This is a genomic window from Providencia huaxiensis, assembly GCF_002843235.3.
GTDB lineage: Bacteria > Pseudomonadota > Gammaproteobacteria > Enterobacterales > Enterobacteriaceae > Providencia > Providencia huaxiensis.
The window spans coordinates 3,757,393-3,781,656 of the sequence record NZ_CP031123.2; the positions used below are offsets into that span (position 1 = coordinate 3,757,393).

The 24,264-nt window shown below is 42.2% G+C and carries 18 protein-coding genes; 5 read left to right on the forward strand and 13 right to left on the reverse strand.

The features are described from left to right. Positions 1 to 15 precede the first annotated feature (15 nt). The 3 genes from fdhE to CYG50_RS19220 all read right to left on the reverse strand — a co-directional run bounded on the left by fdhE (position 16) and on the right by CYG50_RS19220 (position 3,513). On the reverse strand, positions 16 to 951 hold the full coding sequence (gene fdhE, locus CYG50_RS19210; RefSeq protein WP_102140030.1) for a formate dehydrogenase accessory protein FdhE: 936 nt from the start codon (positions 949 to 951) through the stop codon (positions 16 to 18). Positions 952 to 1,555: 604 nt separating this feature from the next. Next, on the reverse strand, positions 1,556 to 2,749 hold the full coding sequence (uxuA, locus tag CYG50_RS19215) for a mannonate dehydratase (protein WP_102140031.1): 1,194 nt from the start codon (positions 2,747 to 2,749) through the stop codon (positions 1,556 to 1,558). Positions 2,750 to 2,766: 17 nt separating this feature from the next. Then, positions 2,767 to 3,513 (reverse strand): FCD domain-containing protein, encoded by a 747-nt coding sequence (locus CYG50_RS19220; RefSeq protein WP_004906196.1) that lies wholly within the window; start codon positions 3,511 to 3,513, stop codon positions 2,767 to 2,769. A 282-nt stretch (positions 3,514 to 3,795) separates the two neighbouring features. Between CYG50_RS19220 and manD the strand changes: the two genes are divergently transcribed. From manD to CYG50_RS19240, 4 genes are all read left to right on the forward strand, one after another. Continuing rightward, the gene (gene manD / locus CYG50_RS19225; RefSeq protein WP_102140032.1) at positions 3,796 to 5,010 is read left to right on the forward strand and encodes a D-mannonate dehydratase ManD; all 1,215 of its coding nucleotides are present in this window, start codon (positions 3,796 to 3,798) and stop codon (positions 5,008 to 5,010) included. Between the two features lie 24 nt (positions 5,011 to 5,034). Continuing rightward, a complete protein-coding gene (locus tag CYG50_RS19230; RefSeq protein ID WP_102140033.1) occupies positions 5,035 to 6,057 on the forward strand; it encodes a Zn-dependent oxidoreductase in 1,023 nt (340 codons plus the stop codon). A 62-nt stretch (positions 6,058 to 6,119) separates the two neighbouring features. After that, the gene (locus CYG50_RS19235) at positions 6,120 to 7,529 is read left to right on the forward strand and encodes an MFS transporter (RefSeq protein ID WP_102140034.1); all 1,410 of its coding nucleotides are present in this window, start codon (positions 6,120 to 6,122) and stop codon (positions 7,527 to 7,529) included. Beyond that, entirely contained in the window at positions 7,510 to 8,997 is a 1,488-nt protein-coding gene (locus tag CYG50_RS19240; protein WP_102140035.1) for a mannitol dehydrogenase family protein, read from the forward strand. Before CYG50_RS19235 ends, CYG50_RS19240 begins: the two co-directional genes overlap by 20 nt. 44 nt (positions 8,998 to 9,041) lie before the next feature. Here CYG50_RS19240 and CYG50_RS19245 read toward each other — a convergent pair whose 3' ends face one another. The 10 genes from CYG50_RS19245 to fdnG all read right to left on the reverse strand — a co-directional run bounded on the left by CYG50_RS19245 (position 9,042) and on the right by fdnG (position 23,202). Then, positions 9,042 to 9,755, reverse strand: coding sequence for a YoaK family protein (locus CYG50_RS19245; RefSeq protein ID WP_102140036.1), 714 nt, complete (start codon positions 9,753 to 9,755; stop codon positions 9,042 to 9,044). Next, a complete protein-coding gene (locus CYG50_RS19250) occupies positions 9,752 to 10,465 on the reverse strand; it encodes a potassium channel family protein (RefSeq protein WP_102140037.1) in 714 nt (237 codons plus the stop codon). The genes CYG50_RS19245 and CYG50_RS19250 overlap by 4 nt, the downstream gene beginning before the upstream one ends. Before the next feature lie 94 nt (positions 10,466 to 10,559). After that, positions 10,560 to 12,293: a nitrilase-related carbon-nitrogen hydrolase gene (locus CYG50_RS19255; RefSeq protein ID WP_102140038.1), complete on the reverse strand. Its 1,734-nt coding sequence runs from the start codon at positions 12,291 to 12,293 to the stop codon at positions 10,560 to 10,562. A gap of 225 nt (positions 12,294 to 12,518) precedes the next feature. After that, positions 12,519 to 13,775 carry a formyl-CoA transferase gene (frc, locus tag CYG50_RS19260; protein ID WP_102140039.1) on the reverse strand — a complete coding sequence of 419 codons (1,257 nt, stop codon included), beginning with the start codon at positions 13,773 to 13,775 and terminating at the stop codon, positions 12,519 to 12,521. A 75-nt stretch (positions 13,776 to 13,850) separates the two neighbouring features. Further along, positions 13,851 to 14,795, reverse strand: a complete 945-nt coding sequence (yfdV, locus tag CYG50_RS19265; protein WP_004906833.1) for a transporter YfdV — start codon at positions 14,793 to 14,795, stop codon at positions 13,851 to 13,853. A gap of 105 nt (positions 14,796 to 14,900) precedes the next feature. Continuing rightward, positions 14,901 to 16,604 carry an oxalyl-CoA decarboxylase gene (gene oxc, locus CYG50_RS19270; protein WP_102140040.1) on the reverse strand — a complete coding sequence of 568 codons (1,704 nt, stop codon included), beginning with the start codon at positions 16,602 to 16,604 and terminating at the stop codon, positions 14,901 to 14,903. A 66-nt stretch (positions 16,605 to 16,670) separates the two neighbouring features. Next, entirely contained in the window at positions 16,671 to 17,921 is a 1,251-nt protein-coding gene (frc, locus tag CYG50_RS19275; protein ID WP_102140041.1) for a formyl-CoA transferase, read from the reverse strand. A 621-nt stretch (positions 17,922 to 18,542) separates the two neighbouring features. Further along, a complete protein-coding gene (fdoI, locus tag CYG50_RS19280; RefSeq protein ID WP_102140042.1) occupies positions 18,543 to 19,202 on the reverse strand; it encodes a formate dehydrogenase cytochrome b556 subunit in 660 nt (219 codons plus the stop codon). After that, positions 19,199 to 20,143 carry a formate dehydrogenase subunit beta gene (fdxH, locus tag CYG50_RS19285; RefSeq protein ID WP_102140043.1) on the reverse strand — a complete coding sequence of 315 codons (945 nt, stop codon included), beginning with the start codon at positions 20,141 to 20,143 and terminating at the stop codon, positions 19,199 to 19,201. The genes fdoI and fdxH overlap by 4 nt, the downstream gene beginning before the upstream one ends. A gap of 11 nt (positions 20,144 to 20,154) precedes the next feature. Then, the gene (gene fdnG, locus CYG50_RS19290) at positions 20,155 to 23,202 is read right to left on the reverse strand and encodes a formate dehydrogenase-N subunit alpha (protein ID WP_102140044.1); all 3,048 of its coding nucleotides are present in this window, start codon (positions 23,200 to 23,202) and stop codon (positions 20,155 to 20,157) included. A gap of 174 nt (positions 23,203 to 23,376) precedes the next feature. Here fdnG and fdhD point away from each other — a divergent pair, with 174 nt between their 5' ends. Beyond that, on the forward strand, positions 23,377 to 24,207 hold the full coding sequence (fdhD, locus tag CYG50_RS19295; protein WP_102140045.1) for a formate dehydrogenase accessory sulfurtransferase FdhD: 831 nt from the start codon (positions 23,377 to 23,379) through the stop codon (positions 24,205 to 24,207). Positions 24,208 to 24,264: the final 57 nt, after the last annotated feature.

A 24,264-nucleotide genomic window follows, 5' to 3' on the forward strand; every position in this document is an offset into this window, starting at 1 on the left:
ATTCTCTTTTACCGCTTATTTTTCACCAGGGAACAAGAACGGATTAATACTACTGCGCGCAAAGCCTTCTTCTTCCATGCGAGCATCTAAAATAATTGATGCTAAATCATCAGCAACAGCTTCAACTTTGGCATCTTTTTCTTGATAAAGAATTTTCAGATAGCTACCACAATCACCACAGCTTTCAGCTTTAACTGCTGCATTTTCATCATCTAATGACCAATAATTTAATTTACCTGTTTGCTCACAGTTACTGCATTTTACGCGCACCATATGCCATTCGGTTTCACATAAATTACAGTGTAAATAACGTAAACCTTGTGAGGTGCCAATTTGCACAATACTCGACACTGGCATGCTATTACATACAGGGCAGAAATGACGATGATCGCCATGTTCCGCACGTGCCTTACCAGGGATATTTGCAGCCATTTGCGCCCAATACACCGATAATGCAGCCCAAATAAACATCGATTTATCCGCAGGCACTTTTTCAAACTCTTCATTTAGCAACGCAGTTGCCATGGCTTCAAGTTCGGTTTCAGAGGCTTTATTCAGGTTTTCTAATGCAGGACGTACAGACTCAGGCACAACTGGCATTAATTCGGCAATAATTGCCGTCAATAGTTTGTGCCAATGCGTTGTACGCGGAAATGTTTTTGCATCTAATGGCGAATTATTGGTATTTGTTGAGCGCTCAAGGATAGATGCCATATCCATTTCTAATGGATTATCATGCTGCGCATTATTTTGGGCAGTTGCCACTTCAGCAGCAAAATTCAGATAATCTGCAAAAGGATGTTCTCCCGCACCAAGTTCTTTGAGCCGCTCAGCACGGCGCTGATATAAGCTTTTTAAGTTAGGAAACAGAACTGGTGGAATAAAACCAATTCCCTTTTCTTTCAATCTTTCTTGTCCTAACTCTTCTTTAGGAACGATACGAATACCCATTGCGTTCTCTCTTTTCTATTTTTTTATAACGACAATTCCCGAGAAAAGGCTATTTATTTTCTCGAAAGCGTTTTTGCTCATCATATTTATATCCGCGAAAGCGGTTCTCTAACGTTCAGGATAAAACAAAAGTCACCTTGAGGCTACTCTAGCCCCTGAATTATCCATTCCATTAACCCGTAGTAGATCAAGGTAAATGTAAATCAGGATGATGATTGTTTTATTTGATATAAATAAATTGTTATCACTAGGATAAAAATAGTGAAGTTGACGTTTGAAGTGATTATGACTGCAAGCTTATGATGCAAACAGCCTTTTATTTACAACAGGAATGGGTATTACCCCCTTATCTCAAGGTGTTTTTTATTGTCATTGTTCAATAAGAAAGAAATAAAAACATAAATATATTTAATGCCATATCTACTGTGTCTTTTAGATAAAGATAAATATAAAAAGCATTTATAGTCAATAAAATACGCGACCAAATACTATTTAGTCGCGTAATAATGAAATAACAGTTTTGCTTCTTTAGGGGTATAACAGTCCCTTTGGTACAATCAAAATACCAAATGAAAAGCAGATATCGTTAATAACGAGATAGTCTTTAGACTTTCAGTAATTCAGGGTAATACATACGTTTAATTGCGAGCTCTAAACCTCTAACTTCCGCTAAACCTTTCAAGCGACCTATGGCGGAATAGCCTGGATTGGTCACTTTTTTCAAATCATCTAAAATTTGGTGACCATGGTCTGGTCTCATTGGAATCGGTGCAAGCCCCGCAGCATGGCGTTTTTGTTCAACCGCTAAAATGGCTTTAACCACTTCAAACATATCGACATCACCTGCAATATGATTGCCTTCATGGAAGGTATTTGGGTTGTTTTCTCTCACCGTTGAACGTAAGTGTGTGAAATGAATACGATCACCAAATTCATTAATCATTTTTACTAGGTCGTTATCGGCTCTTACGCCATAAGAACCTGTGCACATAGTAAACCCATTATGAATACTATCGCAGCTTTGCTTAATAAACCGCATATCTTCAATGGTAGAAACAATACGTGGCAGGCCTAAAATTGGTCGTGGAGGGTCATCAGGGTGAATAGCTAAAACCACATTTTCTTCTTCACAGACAGGGACGATTTTCTGCAAGAAATAACCTAAGTTCTCACGTAACTGATTTTCATCAATATCATTATACAGCGCCAAGCGCTCACGGAATTGGTCTAATGTATAACCTTCTTCCGCACCTGGTAACCCTGCAATGATGGTTTTAATCAGGTTTTCGATATCATCAGATGACATATTGGCATAATACTCTGCCGCTTCTTTAACTTCTTGTTCTGAATAACTCGCCGTCGCATTTTCACGTTTTAAAATATGAATTTCAAACGCAGCAAAAGCAATATTATCAAACCGTAACGCTTTGGAGCCATCCGGTAGGGTATAAGCAAGGTCAGTACGCGTCCAATCTAGAATTGGCATAAAATTATAGCAAATAGTTTTAATACCACAGGATGCTAAATTACGAATACTTTGTTGGTAATTTTGAATATAGAGATCAAAATTACCTTGTTGAGTTTTAATATCTTCATGAACAGGAATACTTTCCACGACAGACCAAACTAACCCAGCATCTTCAATGATAGCCTTACGCTTTAAAATCTCCTCGACACTCCAAACTTCACCATTAGGAATATGGTGGAGCGCAGAGACGATCCCCGTCGCCTCTGCTTGCCTAGCATCACTTAAAGAAACAGGGTCATTAGGGCCGTACCAACGCCACGTATGCTCCATGAGTACTTCTCCTTCGATTATTCAAAAATAGTCTGATAAGGAATTGTTTCAAATAGGTAACCATCAAAATTGGGGTCATCAAAATCAGAAAGCTGCATTAGCGTATTTTTGACATTCTCTAAATGCTGCCACATCTCTTTTTTAGCCAATTCAGGATCACGTTTTTGTAGTGCATTTAAAATATTTTCATGATCAATCAACCACTTCTTCCGGTAAGTCGTATTGTCGATATGCTCATGTAGTTTATCCCACATAGGGCTTTGTAACCGCACAGCCCAGATATCATCAATAATCTTCGCCATCATGTCGTTCTTGCTTGCGCGAGCAATCAACACATGAAACTTATGATCATTAGCATCGTCACTTTCATTATTCGCGACTTTGATTCGCTCATCTTCTAATAATGCGCGGATCTCTTGGATATCGGCTTTTGTTGCTGACAAAGCAGCACATGCAGCTATCGCACTTTCAATCACTTGGCGAGCTTGCAGTATTTCAAAAGGGCCATGGTCTAAACTTTTAACTTCATCAATTAACAGATCTGGGTGGTTGATGACATAAACACCAGAACCTTTCTTGATAGAAACCAATTTTTCAATTTCCAACATGATGAGTGCTTCACGTACCAATGAGCGACTAACATCATATTTTTTAGCGATCTCACGCTCCGGCATTAAACGACTTCCTATCGGATATTCACCAGATGCAATGAGCTCTTTTAACTGCTGACCTAGGTATTGGTACGAGCGGTATTGAGTTTTCATATATATGTACAACGCGTTGTCGAATTAAATTTAGTTCTTCCATTGTAGATTATCGTCCCTCACCTCAATGGTCAACCAATTTATCCACTATTTCCGCAAAATTAGTTAACCAATTTGTGATCAGATTCACTTATTGTCGTCTTTTTAGCCATTGTTTTTTAATTTATCGATTGATAGAGTGAAAAAAAGAAAATTTGGTTAACCAATGGATAAACCAGTTTGCGTAATTATGGGTAATTTGGTTGATCAGTTGGTTAACAAGTAATAGGGATTTAGGCCAAAATGAAAATCATAAAAGCAGAAGTCTTTGTATGTAGCCCCGGTCGTAATTTTGTCACATTAAAAATTACCACCGATGAAGGCGTATATGGGCTAGGTGATGCCACCCTTAACGGGAGAGAGCTCTCAGTGGCATCCTATCTTCAAGATCACCTCTGTCCTCAGTTGATAGGCCGTGATCCACATAAAATCGAAGATATTTATCAGTTCTTCTATAAGGGAGCCTATTGGCGCAGAGGCCCAGTTACGATGTCCGCTATTTCTGCGATTGATATGGCACTTTGGGATATTAAAGGCAAAGTTGCCAACCTTCCGGTTTATCAATTACTCGGTGGCGCTTCTCGTGAAGGCGTGATGGTTTATTGCCACACCACGGGTACCGATATTGCCGAAACACTAGATAACTACGCAAAATATAAAGAAAAAGGTTTTAAAGCGATCCGTGTGCAGTGCGGCATCCCAGGAATGGCAACCACATATGGGCAAAGCAAAGGGAAAAATCTTGCTTACGAACCAGCGACAAAAGGCCATCACCCTGAAGAGCAATTTTGGTCAACCGAAAAATATCTCGACTTTATGCCAAAACTGTTTGAAGCCGTACGGGACAAATATGGCTTCAATGAGCACCTTTTACATGATATGCACCATCGCTTGACCCCTATTGAAGCGGCTCGCTTCGGTAAAAGTATTGAAGATTATCGATTATTTTGGATGGAAGACCCAACACCAGCGGAAAACCAAGCTTGTTTTAGATTAATTCGTCAACATACCGTCACCCCAATCGCTGTAGGTGAAGTTTTTAATAGCATTTGGGATTGTAAACAATTGATTGAAGAGCAACTCATCGATTATATCCGCACCACAATCACGCATGCTGGCGGGATCACAGGTATGCGCCGGATTGCTGATTTCGCTTCACTTTACCAAGTCAGAACCGGTTCTCATGGTCCATCTGACCTATCCCCAATTTGCCATGCTGCCGCCTTACACTTTGATCTATGGGTACCCAATTTCGGTGTTCAAGAGTTTATGGGCTACTCCGAAGAAATGTTGTCCGTATTTACGACTAACTGGACGTTCAACGATGGTTATATGCACCCAAGTGATAAGCCCGGTTTAGGTATCGATTTTGATGAAAAACTGGCAGCGAAATACCCATACAACCCAGCTTATCTTCCAGTCGCTCGTCTCGAAGACGGCACGTTGTGGAACTGGTAATTTTTATTTTATTCGGAGTCAAATATGAAAGCTGTAAAATCGGTAGTAATTAAAGAACCCAATACGTTATTGATTGAAGAACGTTCAGTTCCTGAACCGGCTGAAAACCAAGTACGAGTAAAAGTTCGCTTAGCCGGTATTTGTGGTTCTGACAGCCATATCTACCGTGGCCATAACCCATTTGCAAAGTATCCACGTGTGATTGGCCATGAATTTTTTGGTGTCATTGAAAAAGTGGGTTCAGACGTAGATAGCAAACGCGTTGGTGAACGTGTCTCTATCGACCCGGTCCTTAGCTGTGGTCATTGTTACCCATGCTCAATTGGTAAACCAAATGTGTGTGAAACACTAGAAGTATTAGGTGTTCATACTGATGGTGGGTTCACTGAATATGTCAATGTCCCTGCAGCCAATGCTTATACCATTCCTGATTCAATCAGCGATGAATGTGCTGTTACCGTTGAGCCATACTCTATTGCCGCCAACGTGACTTCCCATGTTCATCCAACTCAAGATGATGTCGCATTAGTCTATGGTGCAGGTACAATTGGCTTAACCTGTGCGCAGGTTCTCAAAGGGGTTTACCAAGTCAAAACCTTAATTATGGTTGACCGCGTGGCTGAGCGATTAGCAAGAGCAAAAGATTGTGGTGCTGATATTGTCATTGATAACTCACAAACCCCATTACCAGAGCAACTCAAAGCACTGGGGCTTCGCCCAACGTTAGTACTTGATGCAGCTTGCCACCCCGCTATCTTACAAGAAGCCATCTTGATTGCGTCCCCCGCAGCAAGAGTTTCGATTATGGGCTTTTCAAGTGAAGCAAGTGCCGTTACACAGCAAAGTATCACCAGCAAAGAGATTTCATTGTTTTCTTCACGCTTGAATGCCAAAAAATTCCCAGAGGTGATTAGCTGGATAGAATCTAAAAAAATTGACCCAACGAAAATCTTGACACATCAGTTCCCATTCACTGAAGCGCAAGAGGCAATCTTAACCTTTGAAAAAGACCAGAAGACCTGCTGTAAAATTCTTTTAACCTTTTAATTTAATTAAAAAAACTAAATCCGATTTTGGATACTACCCTACGTGATTAATAGGATAATAATATGAATACTCAGTCAATTGACCCATCAGGGAAAGTGGAACGCAACTCTGGCGATCTGACCAAAGCTGCCGTTTCAGGCTGGCTAGGAACCGCTCTAGAGTTTATGGATTTCCAGCTTTACTCGTTAGGCGCAGCACTTGTTTTCCATGAAATATTTTTCCCTGAACAATCCGCTTCAATGGCATTAATTCTTGCGATGGGAACTTACGGTGCCGGATATGTCGCACGTATTGTTGGTGCGGTTTTCTTTGGTCAAATGGGCGACCGGATTGGTCGTAAAAAAGTACTCTTTATCACCATCACCATGATGGGGGTGTGTACTACACTAATCGGGGTATTACCGACCTACGCACAGGTAGGTATCCTCGCCCCGCTATTATTAGTTCTTTTGCGAATAATTCAAGGCTTAGGAGCAGGCGCTGAAATTTCAGGTGCAGGAACCATGCTGGCAGAATATGCGCCAAAAGGCCGTCGTGGTATTGTGGCTTCATTAGTAGGTCTGGGAACAAACTGCGGCACATTAAGCGCCACTGCGATTTGGGCGGTTATGTTCTTCTGGTTAGACAAATCAGACTTACTGGCGTGGGGCTGGCGTGTACCATTCTTGGCAAGCTTCGTGGTAATGCTGTTTGCAGTATGGTTACGACTGAACCTGAAAGAAAGCCCTGTATTTGAGAAAGTGCAAAATACGGAAGAACAAGAAGCCAAAACTGCAGTACAAGCACCACCGAAAGAAAGTTTCTTTGCCATGTTCAAGTCTAAAGCATTTTGGTTAGCGACTGGTATTCGTTTCGGTCAAGCAGGTAACTCTGGGTTAATTCAAACTTTCTTAGCGGGGTATTTAGTTCAAAGCCTATTGTTTGATAAAAGCATTCCAACTGATGCAATCATGATCAGCTCGGTTGTCGGTTTCCTGACTATTCCTGTTATTGGTCTGATATCCGATAAATTTGGTCGTCGTATTCCTTATATTATTCTTAGCTTATCTGCCATGTTGCTCGCCTATCCGATGTTATCTGTCATTGTGGACGGCGCAAACAGCGTTAGCTTGATTACCATCTGTATTATTATCGTTCATAACTGTTCAGTACTCGGATTATTTGCCTTAGAAAATATTACGATGGCTGAAATGTTCAACTCACGTAACCGCTTCACCGGTATGGCTGTGGCCAAAGAAATTGGCGGCTTAATTGCCTCTGGTTTAGGCCCAGTTCTCGCAGGTATTTTCTGTAGCATCACCGGAAGCTGGTGGCCGATTGCTATCATGATCATCATTTACTCCGCCATTTCATTAATCAGTGCCATCATCATGCCTGAAGTGAAAGATCGTGATTTAACCAGCACGTTGGATGCAGTTGAAGAGGCTGAACAACAAAAAGGTAAAGTGAAATATGCAACTGTCAACCAATAACCTAAACCAATTACCCGCCACTATCAAAGTACCAAGCTATGATAGGGAACAGGTAAAGGTAAAAATGCTTCACTTAGGTTTCGGCGCGTTCCATCGCGCCCACCAAGCCATCTTTGCAGATATCTTAGCCACAGAACAACAGAGTGACTGGGGTTTTTGTGAGGTCAATTTAGTCGGTGGTGAGCAACAAATTGAGGATTTACTCGCTCAAGATTGCCTTTATAACGTAGTTGAAATGCAAGGTGATAACTGGCAAACCCGTACGGTGGGGGTGGTAAAAGAAGCATTACACCCGACTATTCATGGAATTGATGCCGTTATCAATCGTATGTTAGACCCTAACATTGCCATCGTTTCCATGACGGTTACTGAAAAAGGCTATTGCTATGTACCTGCGACAGGCTCGATTGATTTTGCTAACCCCGCAATCGCACATGATTTAGCCTCACCAAATGCCCCGAAATCATTGCCGGGCCTGATTGTTGAAGCCTTAAAACGCCGTAAAGCACTGAGTATTGCACCATTTACAGTCATGTCCTGTGATAATATGCCTGAAAATGGCCATATCACGAAAAATGTCATTTTAGCGATGGCTGCAAAACAGGATATCGCACTGGCAAATTGGATTGAAACCAATGTCACTTTTCCCTCTACCATGGTGGATAGAATTGTGCCTGCCATGACACCAGACACTGCAGAGAAAATTCAATCTCAACTGGGCCCTATCGTCGACAAAGTCGCCATTGCCTGTGAACCATTTCGCCAATGGGTGATTGAAGACAATTTTGTCGCGGGTCGTCCTGAGTGGGAGAAAGCAGGCGCTCAGTTAGTTACAGATGTCATTCCATTTGAAGAAATGAAGCTGCGCATGTTAAATGGTAGCCACTCTTTCCTTGCTTATTTAGGTTATTTAGCTGGTTACCAATACATAAATGAATGCATGCAGGATAGCGCGTATGAAAAAGCCGCTTATCACCTGATGGTCAATGAGCAGGCACCAACGTTATCCATCAAAAATGTGGATTTACCTGCCTATGCCAATGCCCTGATTGAGCGTTTTAAAAATACGGGGTTGAAACATCGTACTTGGCAAATCGCGATGGATGGAACGTTGAAATTATCCCAACGTTTACTCGATTCTATCCAAATACATCTGAAAAAAGGCCAATCATTTGATTATTTAGCCTTGGCTGTTGCAGGATGGATGCGTTATGTCAGCGGAAAAGATGATCTCGGTGCAGAAATTCAAATCAGCGACCCACAGGCAGTAAAATTAGCTGAGCTCGTTGCAAATAGCACTGATGATGAAAGCCGTGTTCGCGCACTGCTTTCTCTCAACAGTTTGTTCACCGAAGAACTGGTTAATAATTCGTTGTTTACTGAAAAGGTGACAGCATTCTACCTTTCACTACGTGATAACGGTGCCAAGAAAACGGTTGAAGCACTCAACCACCAACACGCCTTGTAACAACATCTTAGCAGGCGGGGCTCTCCCCGCCTCTTTCACCCAAACTAGTTAGAATCTATTGGCATTCCTTTATTTTCTTTCGAAAACTGGTGGCCAAAGAAAAATATCAAACATAGTGGGATTAATGTGGCAAATAAAGCATATTCCTTTACATAATCAGCCAATAACACCATCATGAAAGCCCCGCCAGCAAAACCCAATAGCGTCAGAAAGTAACAATAACTTTTATATAACGCACTTTTTCTTTCTTGGCCTTTAAATGCGATGGACTCTGCCAATGAACTAAAGCCTAGTTGTACATTCAAAGTAACCGCAATATTGCCATATAGCATGCCACTAATCTTATGAAACGCATTACCTTGCATTCCGGCAATAAAAGAAAGAGCCCAAACAGCATGAAACCCATTAGAGTGAACATTAAAGAAAAAAATATAAACAATGAGTAATAATAAAAGGACAATTTCCAGTGATAATAATGTAAATGTCCATGTTTTTTCATCGGTATTATAGCGGTAGCGGATCCATGCCAACAGCATTGCTCCCGCACCAAAGGAAATAATGGAAACAATATAAGGCATCACTGCGGTTAGGCCATGCTTAGCAAACTCATAACCTAACATAATAATATTGCCTGACTGAAAAGTAGCGAATGATTTAGTCGTAAAGAAGGCATATCCATCGAGCATTCCTGACGCAATAGCTAATAAAAATGCGATCGTAGGTAACTGCATAAAAGGAACTTTTGGAGAGGAAATCATAGTTTACTTACCTGTCTTGATGATTCTTTTTCTGACTGACTTAGTCGACTAATAATCGAAGTGATATATACCGTAAAAATAGGAAAAACGGTCATACCCGTGGCTGCCAAAATAGTTGTAATCACTTTCCCTGCACTCGTCACTGGAATAATATTTGAACCCAGCGTGGTAACCGTCATTGCGGCCCACCAAATGGCGTCCCCATACGTCTTAACATCAACATTAAGACCCCGTTCGAAAATATAAAAAATTAAGCTAATAAAATAAACCGTTGAAAAGAGTAAAATCATATAAGATAAAAATAGTGCTGTCGTATTTCGCTTAACAACCATCATCATAAGCATGACAAACGCTGCACCACCACGAAATAAAGGAATAAACCGAATAAGATAAATTTGCTCCTCAGTAAATTTTATCGCGGTGTTATCCAATATAGTCAAATATGGAATAGATAACAGAACAATAATCGCGTATTTTTTAACAAACTTTTTTTTATTTTTTGAAATAAATAAAAAGATAAAAAAATCACAGGTAAAATAGATGCAGATCCAAAATTGAATATCAAAATAGATTGATCGCTTGAGAAAGGGGTCATGATTAAAGGTTTCAATAGAAATACTCGCAATTAAAATCAACGAGGCAACAACCCCTAAAAAGTGGAGTGTTTTAATCCATGTTTCTTGACTACCAAACTGTCGAAAAGTCAGCATATTAATAATCTAAATATTGAAGCCATTAATAGGGCTCTTATTCGTGATAAGATCCCGTTGCTATCTTTTTAATAACAACGGGATGATATAAACATTACTGCGTTAGTGGAGGAAACCAAATAGCTTGCTGACCACTCACCAACCGTTCTTGGTTAATCCAAGTAAAAGGAGCGGGTACCTGAGCTTGCAAACGTACATCTTCAGCCCCTCGTTGTGCTATCAATGTTGGAGTAAGCACGACAGGCTCTGGCCCATAAATCGCGGCTGACGTAGAATCACGTTCGTTTCGCCCGCCACAAACCACCCATAACTGGTTTAATGTAGCGATAGCATAAGGAATAAAATCGGCACGCCCTGTCGGTGGCTCTTCAACCGAAAAAAGATGGCTATCAATCTCCACTTTTAAATCACTCGGCATACCCGCTGGCGCAGCAAGAATATCGGCGCGTAACGTACTATATAACCCCCCTAACTCAGGTACGTCTAATTCATGTGCGGCTGCCAGCGCAATACGGCCAATTGGCGTTGCTGTCACACTCACAGAACTACCCGCTGTTGCCCAGCCACTATCCCGCTCATTAAGATGTGTCACACGATAGCGCGCTAATATATCTCCTAACGGCCCTGCAAGTACTACCGTATGGAACAATCTATCCGTTTCAATTTCAGGGTAGCTTCCAACAATATACCCTTTCCCTTTTTGAGCGGCTTTACACAATGTTTGCTCGAAAATGCCACCTTGTTTTTCAGCATAAGACAAAACAATGTTGGGATCGTTGGTATAAGGTAGTGCGGAAAGCTCAGGAAGCACCAGAAGCTCGTTTTCCCCCACTTGAATTGAGTCTAGTTTAGAAACCGATTTTTCCCACTGCGCTGCAATAAGCGTCGTTTGTGTTATTGTTGACGTGGCATTGATATCTGTTGGGCTGCGATGAAAAGCGAGTGTTGGGAAATATAATTCAGGGCGACGCTTCGCCAGTAATGCATCGCGTTGTGTATCTGCTTCATCTAAATCAATTGTCGCACTGTATATACCATTTAGCCCGGGTTCTAGCTCTAGCGGGCTAAGCACTGGAGATTGGGCCACTTTATGTCCTGATGGCGCCCATATGCTCGAACCACCATTATAATAAAGCTGCCCTTTAGTAATTGGATTGGTTTCAATTCCACTGCGTGTTGCACAAATTACCCAGACACCGTTAAAAGCACTCATATGCTGCACATGTGCAACGGTTGAATGATCGCCAAGCATTTCGGCAGGAGTCGCATTCGGCATCATACGGTCGGATACGGAATGCCAACCAATGATTTGCGCCCCTTCTAATGCAGCTAACCGAACATATTGCCAGTAAGTATCATCATAACAAATCAATAATGCGATACGGCCAATCGGTGTTTCAAAGGTTTTAACACCGGTATTACCCGGAGCAAACACTTTTTGATCTTGAGAATTCAGGCCTATTTTACGATATTTACCAATAATGCCTTCTGGCCCCATCAAAACAGCGGAATTATAGGCTAGCCCGGTTTCGCTATCCCGCTCCGCGATACCGACACTCATATACATCCCTGTACGAGCCAATATAGGCAGTATTGCCGCTGTCGTTTTGCCAGGGATGGTATCTAAATAAGGCGCTAATTCCGTAGAGTCAGAAAATAAATAACCACTCACCGCCGTTTCTGGAAATACAGCGTAATTAACCCCTTGAGCGGCCACTTTTTCTGTCGCTTCGACTAAACGTTGAATATTTCCATTTAAATCTCCCCATGCAGGAATAAAATCAACGGCTGCTACTTTACTGCTTTTTTTTATTTCAGCAATACTCATACAATAATCCTTATTCAAAGAATTTATTAGTAAATAAATAATTTTTTGCTATTGATAAAAATAAATATTAAATAGGAAATATATATCTATAATTCCAAGTCATTTAGGTCATAATAGCCTGAGTGTAGCGGCTATATTTGAATGTATCGAACATCTAAATATAGCCGCCAATATTTATTTTCTTTTTTTAGAAAATCATATTAAGAGCGGATTTAATGTTATTAATTAAATAACATTACTTTTTGTCATTTCCATAATTTGTTCATCGCTATAACCAAGCTCTTTTAATACTTCGTTATTATGTTCCCCTAGCAATGGAGCACTTTTAATTTCAGGAATAAAGGCTGAAAACTTCATTGGGCAACCCACCGTTAAATATGAGCCTCGTTTTGGTTGTTGAACCTCAACAATCGAGCCACTACGACGCAAAGAAGGGTCATCCATAATTTCTTTCATACTTAATACGGCAGAACATGGCACATCAAACTGATCAAAATAATCGGTTAGCGCATGTTTATCTTTGTCTTTGGCGATCTCTTCGATTGCATCCCATACATCTTGGATATGGCTTGCGCGTGCCTGTGTAGTGGCAAAAGCAGGGTCAGTTTTCCACTCGGGACGCCCAATGGCATCACAGGTATTTTCCCAATTATGGTCTTGATTAATAAAATAAATATAAGCATTTGGGTCGGTATCACTGCCTTTACACTTAAGCATCGTTCCTGGTTGTCCTCCCCCACTCGCATTACCGCCGCGGGGAACCGCATCACCAAATGTACCATTCGGATACTGTGGATACTCTTCAAGAAAACCCAGCTTTTCTAGCCGTTGTTGGTCACGCAGTTTCACACGGCATAGGTTAAGTACCGCATCTTGCATCGACATCGTCACACGTTGGCCTTTACCTGTTTTTTCTCGGTGCAACAGTGCCGTCAGTATGCCAATCAATAAATGCATGCCCGTATTACTATCGCCCAATGCTGCAGCACTTACCGTTGGAGGGCCATCAGGAAAACCCGTTGTCGATGCTGAACCACCAGCAGATTGAGCAACATTTTCATAGGCTTTCACATTCGCATACGGCGAGTTCTCATTAAACCCTTTAATCGAACCAAAAATTAACCGTGGGTTGAGCTCTTGGATGTGCTCCCACGTAAACCCCATATGGTCGATAGCCCCCGGATGAAAATTTTCAACTAATACATCAGATTGACGTATTAGCTTCTCCATTACGGCTTTTCCCTCTGGCGTTTTGGTATTGAGCTCTAAAGAGCGTTTGTTACTATTTAACATCGTAAAATACAGTGCATCCACATCAGGAATATCTCGCAATTGATTACGCGTCACATCCCCAACCCCTGGCCGTTCAATTTTGATCACATCGGCACCGAACCAAGCAAGCATTTGTGTACAAGATGGGCCTGACTGAACCCCTGTAAAATCAAGAACGCGTATCCCATCAAGCGGTTTTGAAGAAGTCATAATTCACCTTTTTACAAAACTGCCATGACGTAATCTCTCACGCCATGGCAACTCATTTTGCCCCATTGACTCTTTCTATGAAACGAGTCGAGAGATATAGATCCACGCTGGAGCAGCAATGATAAAACCAAGTACACTCACCGCCAGCGACGCTGTTCCTGTGCGGGTATACAGATTAAAACGACTTGCAATAATGATCCCAGAGAAAGCAGGTGGTAACGCTCCGGCTAATACCATCATTTGCAGTTGCTCTGTTCCCATATTAAACATCATACCCGCCAGCAACATTAATCCTGGCATTAACACTAGCTTTAATAACGTGTTATAGACAATCTCACCATCGAATTCGAACTTATTCGCGGCTAATGTCAGACCGGCAGCAAATACCGCAACACCTGAGTTTGCTTTCGCGATTAAATCAAATGTCGGGTCCCAAACCGTTGGGATTTTCACACCAACCAGTACCAGTGCAGTCGCAAGTACTGGGGCCCATACGACAGGTTCTTTAAAGGCTGATATTAATGCATCCATACCGCCACCGCCCTTTTTACCTTCCGCATCAGACGGGTTCAGTAAGAATAAGCCAATCGGAATTGTAATGGCATTAACGATGATGGATATAATGGCAACAACTAACCCCGTTGAAACGGTTTCACCATAAATAGGGTCTAAAACCGCGAACCCTAAGAAACCAATTGTCGGAGAACCTGCAATTAATGCACATACTGCGGCTTCGCCACGACTATGTTTAAAAATATATTTACAGCTAAAAAATGAGAAAAAGAAACAAACAAGTAAGACTACAAATGAAATAATAGTCAATTTAGCGTCTGCAAATATCATTTCTCGATTTGCGCGAGCGATAGAAACAAATAATGCAGCAGGTAATGCGTAATTTAATACCAACTTATTAAATGCTTTTGCTTGGTCACTGGTAAACACATTTCGTTTACCACTCACATAACCTAATACCATAATAATAATGATAGGTAATAGGTCGCTCATAAAAATCTTATACATAAAATCAGCCATAAGACCCACCTATTTTTGGCAATAAGACCCCGTACGCCACTCATTAAAAATGAGCCGCGTAGGGTTATCTTTGTTAGTTAACGTTATACTGCGTTAATTTTTTACGACAGACTTCGGATTTAAATTACCAATATGGCCACTTTCCGTTCCAACTGCAGGGTCAATAACAACATTTATCAAGGTTGGATGACCCGATGTTAAACCGGCCTTCAAAGCCTCCTGTACTTCTGCAGGCGTTGTTGCTTGATAGCCAATGCCACCAAAAGCCTCAATCATTTTGTCATAACGAGCGCCGCCCATTAAAACGGTAGGAGAAGGGTCTTGGTCACCATGGAGATTTACGCCATCACCACGGTAAATTCCGCCATTATTGAAAATCAAAATAGTGACAGGCAATTTGTAGCGACAAATCGTTTCAATTTCCATACCACTAAAACCGAATGCGCTATCGCCTTCAATCGCCACAACCGGCTTACCACTGGTTACAGCGGCACCGACTGCATAACCCATTCCAACGCCCATCACGCCCCATGTTCCACAATCTAAGCGTTTGCGCGGTTGGTACATATCAATAATATTTCGTCCATTATCAAGCGTGTTAGCGCCTTCATTGACGACATAAACGTCTTGGTGATCGACCAGCACATCTCGGATTGCACGTAACGCATTGAAGTAATTCATCGGAGAAGTGTCAGTGTTTAACTTAACTGCCATTTTCTCGACATTAATTTTCTTGTGCTCATCAATACTAGCGAGCCATTCCGTTGGGGATTTAACAGGGGTTGATTTAAGCCCTGCCAATAAAGACTCAATACTTGAATAAATATCACCAACAACGGGGGCGGTTATTGGCCGGTTACTATCAATTTCGGAAGGTTCAATATCTAACTGAATGAATTGCGTTTCTGGCGACCAGTGCTTGCCTTTACCATGGTCAAGCAACCAATTAAGGCGTGCGCCCATTAACACCACAACATCCGCACTGGATAAGGCATATGAGCGAGCAGATGCCGCTGACTGTGGGTGTGTATCTGGTAACAGCCCTTTTGCCATTGACATCGGTAAATAAGGGATACCGGTTGTTTCAATAAATTGGCGAATATTGTCATCCGCTTGGGCATAAGCTGCGCCTTTACCCAAAATAATTAATGGCCGCTTAGCCGATGCCAGCAACTTAAGGGCTTTATTTACTGAATCAGGTGATGGAATTTGTCTTGGTGCAGGGTCTTCAACGGTAAAAATGGTTTTATCCGCAGCGTCCTTATCCATCACGGCAGATAAAACTTCCGTTGTTAAGTCCAAATAAACCCCACCCGGGCGGCCTGATACCGAAGCGCGAATAGCTCGAGCGAGTGCGATACCAAGATCTTCAGGTTTATTCACACGGTAAGACGCCTTTACAAAAGGTTTTGCCGTGTTCATTTGGTCTAATTCTTCGTAATCACCCTGCTGCAAATCAATTATCGCTCTGTCGCTCGAACCACTGATTTGGATCATTGGAAAACCGTTGGTGGTTGCATTCGCGAGTGCCACCATGCCATTTAAAAAACCCGGCGCTGAAACTGTTAAACAGATACCCGGTTTCTGGGTAATAAAACCACTAATTGCAGCTGCATTACCTGCGGATTGTTCATGGCGAAATCCAATATAGCGAATGCCTTCAGCTTGCGCATGCCTTGCCATGTCCGTTACTGGAATTCCAACAACACCGTAGATTGTATCAATGCCATTTTTTTTAAGTGCATCGACAATGATATGCATACCATCAGTCAGGTTTTGGGTTTGATCAGCAGACATGTCTACCTCATAATTAACTGATTGAAAGATTAAAGGGAGCGATTTATCACTCCCAAATTTTTAAAGTTAGATCGCTTTGTTTGTACGCATAGCTGCAATTTCATCTGCGCTATAACCTAGTTCAGTTAGAACTTGCTCGGTGTGCTCACCCAGTAATGGCGCACTTTTGATATCCGGTGTAAAGGAAGAGAATTTCATCGGGCAACCCACCGTCAAGTAAGTTCCGCGTTTTGGCTGCTCAACTTCAACAATACTTCCACTCTTACGCAGAGATTGGTCTCGTGCAATTTCACGCATACTGAGTACAGGGGCGCAAGGTACACCGTATTTACTCAAATATTCGACCGCTTCATGTTTATCTTTATCCGCTAAGAATTTTTCAATTTCAGCAAAAATATCAAAGATATGAGGCTGACGAGCCTTTGGTGTATTGTAAGCAGGATCAGTTGCCCATTCAGGCTTACCAATAGCGACACAGGTTTGCTCCCAGTCCTGTTCTTGGATAGTAAAATAAATATAAGCATTTGGGTCAGTTTCCCAGCCTTTACATTTTAAGATCCAACCTGGCTGCCCACCACCGCCTGCATTACCACCACGAGGAACAGCATCACCAAACGTACCATTTGGATATTGCGGGTATTCTTCAAGGTAACCAATTTTCTCTAAACGTTGCTGGTCGCGAAGTTTGACACGGCACAAGTTAAGAACAGCATCTTGCATCGACATAGTCACTCGCTGGCCTTTTCCTGTTTTCTCGCGATGTAATAGCGCGGCAAGTAAGCCAATCAACAAATGCATACCCGTATTACTATCACCTAACGCAGCGGCACTCACTAATGGAGGGCCATCCCAAAAACCTGTAGTAGAGGCGGCGCCACCTGCTGCCTGAGCAACGTTTTCATAAGCTTTAACATCTGCGTAAGGCGAGTCTTCATCAAAGCCTTTGATAGAGCCAAAAATCAGGCGAGGGTTTAGTTCTTGAATGTGCTCCCAAGTAAAACCCATATGGTCAATCGCACCTGGGTGGAAGTTCTCAACGAGGACGTCGGCCTGCTTAATCAGCCGCTCCATAACCTCTTTGCCTTCAGGTGTCTTTGTATTTAATTCCACTGAACGCTTATTACTATTAAGCATCGTGAAATACAGCGCATCCACATCAGGGATATCCCTTAATTGATTACGCGTGACATCTCCAACTCCCGGACGCTCAATCTTAATAACATCCGCACCGAACCATGCTAACATTTGAGTACAAGATGGTCCTGATTGTACTCCAGTAAAATCGAGCACTTTTATACCTTGTAAAGGAAGATCCATGTATTACCTCTTTATTTAGCCATCGTATATGGAATGGAATGAATTATATTTAATAGAAAATTTGAATTATTTTAAATACAATAACAATTCACTCCATTAAATTATATTCAATAATTATCAACTATTTGTATTAAATATCACTATCGATGTCCAGTAATTAACTAATTAAATTTACTTTTAACTCAATAGCCCTAAAATAAAATAAAATACAGCAATTAATTTTATTACTGTTCAATAAATGAATAATGATAAAACCAAATAATCTATGTATTATTTAGATGCTCTTAATTAGACTTTATTTAACCCATCGAATAAAGACAAACAATAAAACCAAAAAAACAAATAAATAACAAATAGATAGAAAAATAAAATGTAAAAAAAAACATTATTAGAAATAATTCAATAATAACCGCGATTTTATTGAGTTATTTCTAATAATTAAAATGCAAAAATCAGTTCAATGTTGAAAACGATTAGTTCTAAAAAATGTTTTTTATATTGAAATTAAATATAAAAATAGTAGCAGCTTAAAATAAGCACTATTATAGTAAAAAAAAACCCACAAAGTCGACTTTGTGGGTTTTAGATTTTTAACAAACATATACCGTTTGCTAAATACCTTTATGTATTCTTTTCTTGCTCTTGCTTTTGTTGCTTTTCTTTTTCAAGAAGTTGGCGGTACCACAGCGGGTGGTGCTTTCTTGCCCAGCCACGGGTAACCCAACCTTCAACCATCGCACGAACTGAGCCTTTTACCCAGATTGCTGCGTAAGCGTGAACCACAATCATGATAATCAGCGCAATTGCAGAGAGCGAGTGAATAAGGATCGCCGCACGATAAACAGGGATTGGGAAGTAATCGGCGAAATAAGGACGCCACATGATCACTCCTGTGACCACCAGCGCCAATAAGCAGATAGTCACCACCCAATACACCCCTTTTTGACCGAGGTTATATTGGCCAACATCGCCCGCTTCTTCGTTTTTCAGTACTTTACCGATATTTTTTGCCCACTTGATATCTTCTTTATTAATGAAGTTATGGTGGAAATAACGGAAAAACATAAATACGAACAGCAAGAACATCGCCGTCCCCACGAATGGATGCAAAATTCGCGACAGCTGTGGCGTGCCTAAAATGTTCATAAACCAGTTTAGTGAAGGGAAAAAGAACCCTAGCCCACTGATTGCGGTGAACAAAAAGCAAATCACAACCGCCCAGTGATTGATCCTTTCAATCGGTTTATGGCGGATAATTTTGTCGTTATCATCTGGCATCATTTCTGATCCTCCCCTTCTTTTGATTTCGAAGTGTCAGATGACATTGCATTATGCAAATCTTCTAAAGCCTCTTCTTCATCTTTTTTGGAGACGCGGTTCGGACCAATACCCACATAGTGGAAGATGGCCGCCGCAAATGTTGCAGCAAAACCAACCGCTGCTAACGGCTTCCAGATACCTTTCCAGAAAGTCACTGTTGGGCTGATTGTCGGGTTCTCCGGCAATCCGTGATACAGCTGAGGTTTATCTGCATGGTGCAGAACATACATCACGTGCGTACCACCAACACCTTCTGGGTCATATAAACCTGCGTTTGCATAACCACGTGTTTTCAGCTCATCAACACGCTCGCCAGCCATGTTAATCATGTCCTCTTTGCTACCAAAATGGATAGCGCCTGTTGGACAGGTTTTCACACATGCAGGTTCTTGACCAACTTCAACGCGGTCAACACACAGCGTACATTTGTATGCGCGGTTATCTTCTGGGTTGATACGCGGTACATCAAACGGGCAACCCGCGATACAATAACCACAACCAATACAGTGCTCTGATTGGAAATCAACGATACCGTTTTTGTACTGAACTATTGCACCTTCTGAAGGACACGCCTTCAGACAGCCCGGGTCAGCACAGTGCATACAGCCATCTTTACGGATCAGCCATTCAAATTTATCGTTCTCTTCCACTTCAGAGAAGCGCATTACCGTCCATGACTTAGCGGTTAAATCTGTTGGGTTATCATATACCCCAACGTTAGTACCGATTTTGTCACGGATGTCGTTCCATTCGGAACACGCGACCTGACAAGCTTTACAGCCGATACAGGTCGTCACATCGATAAGCTTTGCAACTTCTTCCTTATAGTCCCGCACCTGAGGCGCGGGAGTCAGGGAATTGGTGGCAGAGCGACGAATAATGTCCTGAGATTGCATTGACATAATTTATCTCCTTACACCTTTTCCACATTGACAAGGAATGATTTAAATTCCGGTGTCTGAGTATTCGCATCACCCACATACGGGGTTAATGTGTTGGCAATAAAGCCTTTCACAGCCAAGCCTTCAAAGCCCCAGTGAATTGGAATACCGATAGTATCGATATCTTTTCCAGCCACTTTCAGCGTATGAATACGTTTGGTCACCACCGCTTTCGCTTTGATGTAACCACGTTTGGAGCTAACTTTCACCGTATCGCCTTGCTTGATACCTTTCTCATTCGCTAAACGTTCACCAATTTCAATGAACTGCTGTGGCTGAATGATGGCATTTAATAAGGCGTGTTTTGTCCAATAGTGGAAATGCTCGGTTAAGCGATAAGTCGTTCCCACGTAAGGGAATTCTGTCGCTTTACCCATTTGCGCCCAGTCGTCTTTAAATACGCGTGCAGCAGGGTTTGAGACCACATTTGGATGCAATGGATTCGTATCCAGTGGCGTTTCAATCGGCTCGTAGTGCTCTGGGAATGGGCCTTCGGCCATTTTATCCAATGCAAATAGACGCCCCATCCCTTCTGGCTGCATGATAAACGGACCAACACCACTACCCGGTGCAGCATTGCTATAGTCAGGAATATCCATGCCTATCCATTTGCTGCCATTCCACTCGAGGATTTGGCGTTTTGGATCCCACGGTTTACCCATTGGGTCTGCCGATGCGCGGTTATAAATAACACGACGGTTCAGAGGCCATGCCCATGCCCAACCTAATGTGTTACCCAGACCCGTTGGGTCAGAGTTATCACGGTTGGCCATTTGGTTACCTTTTGGTGTCCAGCTACCTGCGAAAATCCAGCAACCACTTGCGGTCGTACCATCATCACGCAATTGAGCAAACGAGCTCAGCAGTTCGCCTTTTTTCGCAATAACGTTGCCATCAGCATCTTTCAAGTCAACTAAGGCATAGCCATTGTTTTCTTGGGCAACTTCTTCTGGCGTTGGGTTATCACGGTCGAAGTAATTCCAAGTCATACTCAGAACTTGTTCAGGCACCGCACCACCTTCAGAGGCATACAGTTGGCGTAAACGGTGGAAAATACCGGACAGGATTTCACCATCACTAATCGCTTCACCAGGGGCATCTGCGCCTTTCCAGTGCCACTGTAGCCAACGCGCTGAGTTAACAATCGAACCATTTTCTTCAGCAAAACAGCAAGATGGCAGACGGAATACAGTAGTTTGGATTTCTGCCGGGTTCACATCATTCATTTCACCGTGGTTTTGCCAGAAATTCGACGTTTCCGTATTCAATGGGTCAACGGTAATCAAGAATTTCAGTTTTGACAGCGACTTAACAACTTTATTTTTATTCGGGAATGAGGCTAATGGGTTAAAGCCTTGGCAAATATAGCCATTCACTTCCCCCTTATCCATCATCTCGAAATAACGCAGCACATCGTAGCCTTGATCCCATTTCGGTAATAAATCAAAGCCCCAATTATTTTCTTTCTGCGCTTTATCGCCATAGAACGTCTTCATCAAACTAACAAAGAATTTCGGGTAGTTACCCCAATAGTTTACCTGGCCTTCAACCGTCGCTTTTGGCGTGTTTGCAGCTAAGTAACTTTCTAATGTGGTTTGTTTGTCTGATGGTAAGGTTAAATAACCCGGCAAGCTTTGAGATAACAATCCTAAGTCAGTTAAACCTTGGATATTGGAGTGTCCACGCAGGGCATTTACACCACCACCTAACATCCCCATATTACCCAGCAGTAATTGGATCATCGCCATGGTACGGATATTTTGCGCACCCACGGTATGTTGAGTCCAACCTAATGCGTATAAGAACGAGGCGGTTTTATCTTTAGCGCTGGTTTCTGCAAGGTACTCACAGACTTGCAAGAAGTCTTTGATTGGCGTACCACAGATGTTATTCACCACTTCAGGTGTATAACGGCTGACGTGCTCTTTTAATAGGTTTAACACACAGCGTGGGTGTTTCAGAGTTGGATCACGCAGCGCAAGGCCGTTTTCATCCATCTCATAGTTCCACGTGGTTTTATCGTATTGACGTTTTTCTTCGTCATAACCTGTAAACAGGCCATCATCAAACCCATAATCTTCACGAATAACTAAACTGGCGTTGGTATACGCTTCCACGTATTCACGCTGAATTTTTTCATTATCCAGTAAATATTTGATAACACCTGATAAAAACGCGATATCAGTCCCTGAACGGATAGGCGTGTAAAAATCCGCCACAGCCGCTGTACGGGTAAAGCGTGGGTCAATAACAATTAATTTGGCTTTATTATGGATTTTAGCTTCCATCGCCCAGCGGAAACCGACTGGATGCGCTTCTGCCGCATTACCACCCATAACGACAACTAGGTTTGCATTTTTAATGTCAACCCAGTGGTTGGTCATCGCACCGCGACCAAATGTTGGAGCAAGACTTGCTACCGTTGGTCCGTGTCAGACACGCGCTTGGTTATCAACGGCAAGCATGCCGAGAGCGCGGGTGAATTTTTGCGTTACAAATCCGCTTTCGTTACTACCAGCCGATGCGCACAGCATACCGGTGGTTAGCCAACGGTTAACCGTCACACCATCTTTATTTTTCTCAATAAAGTTCGCATCGCGGTCTTCTTTCATTAGCTTAGCGATACGATCAAATGCGTCGTTCCAAGTGATACGTTTCCACTCATTCGTACCCGGCTCACGCACTTCAGGGTATTTCAAGCGGCTTTCACTGTGGATAAAATCGATAAGTCCAGCACCTTTCGGACAAAGTGCACCACGGTTTACCGGATGATCCGGGTCCCCTTCAATATGGAAAATGCTCTCTTTAGCATTTTTCGCGCCATCACCGAGGCTGTACATCAACAGCCCACAGCCGACAGAACAGTAGGTACAGGTATTTCTGGTTTCCTTCGCACGCAGTAATTTATACTGGCGCGTTGACGCTAACGCGGTGGCGGGTGCAAAACCCAAGGCCGCTGCCGTCGTACCTGCCATACCGCCAGCGCAGATCTTAAAGAACTGCCTTCTGCTGACTTGCATGGGGATCTCCTCATTTACATTGCTCATGTTTACCTAACGTCAATCGCGATAATCAGGTAAACTCTTCTTATTCAACGTTATCCTTACGTATCCAGGTTCATTGCCTGGCAAATGGTGTAAATTCTTTTTACCCATAATTAATATTATGTATCATTAATGCTAGGAATTCATCTAATGTATGAAACAAATACTACAAATGACTCCAAATTAACCAAAATGATTGGCTTAAACCACACAACTGTGCAACAAAAAGGCAACCTTGATTTGCCCGTTAATGATTACGTTGCGGAAGAATATCCTGTCGCTTTAGTCTTTAATGGCATATCTCACGTGGTGATGATGGCAACGCCAAAAGATTTGGCGGATTTTGCTGTCGGGTTTGCCCTTTCGGAAGGAATAATACAGTCAGGTGATGAAATTCGTGGAATTGATATCGTTGAAGGCTGCAACCGCGGAATTGAAGTACAGGTTGAATTATCTAGCCGCCGATTTATGGAACTCAAAGAACGTCGCCGTAATCTAGCTGGGCGTACGGGCTGTGGCATTTGTGGTACAGAGCAACTTGACGAAATTTTCAAACCGATCGCCCCTCTGCCTTTTACTCAAACTTTTTCTTTATCGCACCTCGATAATGCATTACATGAATTGAAAAAAGTGCAAGAAATTGGCGCACTGACGGGTTGTACCCACGCTGCCGCATGGATCTCTCCAGAAGGGCAATTAGTCGGTGGATGTGAAGATGTCGGCCGTCATGTAGCACTTGATAAACTTTTAGGCATGAAACATCGCAACCAATGGCAACAAGGCGCAGTACTGGTTTCCAGCCGCGCGAGTTATGAGATGGTGCAAAAAGCCGCCAGTTGCGGTGCTGAAATCCTATTTGCCGTCTCTGCGGCTACCGCCCTCGCTATCGAGGTCGCAGAGAAAGCCAATTTGACGTTAGTTGGATTCTGTCGTCAGGGGAAAGCGACAGTGTTTACGCATAGCTTTCGTATCAGGAACTAATTTTTAAAAATTAAATCTAATAATTGCAATATCATATAAATTATATCAAATTGAAAA

Excerpts from the sequence above, each read along its gene's own strand:
- CYG50_RS19240 (WP_102140035.1), top strand. The coding sequence starts at position 7,510 with ATGCAACTGTCAACCAATAACCTAAACCAATTACCCGCCACTATCAAA.
- fdhE (WP_102140030.1), bottom strand. The coding sequence starts at position 951 with ATGGGTATTCGTATCGTTCCTAAAGAAGAGTTAGGACAAGAAAGATTG.
- frc (WP_102140041.1), bottom strand. The coding sequence starts at position 17,921 with ATGGATCTTCCTTTACAAGGTATAAAAGTGCTCGATTTTACTGGAGTA.
- CYG50_RS19255 (WP_102140038.1), bottom strand. The coding sequence starts at position 12,293 with ATGAGTATTGCTGAAATAAAAAAAAGCAGTAAAGTAGCAGCCGTTGAT.
- frc (WP_102140039.1), bottom strand. The coding sequence starts at position 13,775 with ATGACTTCTTCAAAACCGCTTGATGGGATACGCGTTCTTGATTTTACA.
- yfdV (WP_004906833.1), bottom strand. The coding sequence starts at position 14,795 with ATGTATAAGATTTTTATGAGCGACCTATTACCTATCATTATTATTATG.
- manD (WP_102140032.1), top strand. The coding sequence starts at position 3,796 with ATGAAAATCATAAAAGCAGAAGTCTTTGTATGTAGCCCCGGTCGTAAT.
- CYG50_RS19235 (WP_102140034.1), top strand. The coding sequence starts at position 6,120 with ATGAATACTCAGTCAATTGACCCATCAGGGAAAGTGGAACGCAACTCT.
- CYG50_RS19250 (WP_102140037.1), bottom strand. The coding sequence starts at position 10,465 with ATGCTGACTTTTCGACAGTTTGGTAGTCAAGAAACATGGATTAAAACA.
- CYG50_RS19245 (WP_102140036.1), bottom strand. The coding sequence starts at position 9,755 with ATGATTTCCTCTCCAAAAGTTCCTTTTATGCAGTTACCTACGATCGCA.
- uxuA (WP_102140031.1), bottom strand. The coding sequence starts at position 2,749 with ATGGAGCATACGTGGCGTTGGTACGGCCCTAATGACCCTGTTTCTTTA.
- fdxH (WP_102140043.1), bottom strand. The coding sequence starts at position 20,143 with ATGTCAATGCAATCTCAGGACATTATTCGTCGCTCTGCCACCAATTCC.
- fdhD (WP_102140045.1), top strand. The coding sequence starts at position 23,377 with ATGTATGAAACAAATACTACAAATGACTCCAAATTAACCAAAATGATT.
- CYG50_RS19230 (WP_102140033.1), top strand. The coding sequence starts at position 5,035 with ATGAAAGCTGTAAAATCGGTAGTAATTAAAGAACCCAATACGTTATTG.
- CYG50_RS19220 (WP_004906196.1), bottom strand. The coding sequence starts at position 3,513 with ATGAAAACTCAATACCGCTCGTACCAATACCTAGGTCAGCAGTTAAAA.
- fdoI (WP_102140042.1), bottom strand. The coding sequence starts at position 19,202 with ATGATGCCAGATGATAACGACAAAATTATCCGCCATAAACCGATTGAA.
- oxc (WP_102140040.1), bottom strand. The coding sequence starts at position 16,604 with ATGTCTGCTGATCAAACCCAAAACCTGACTGATGGTATGCATATCATT.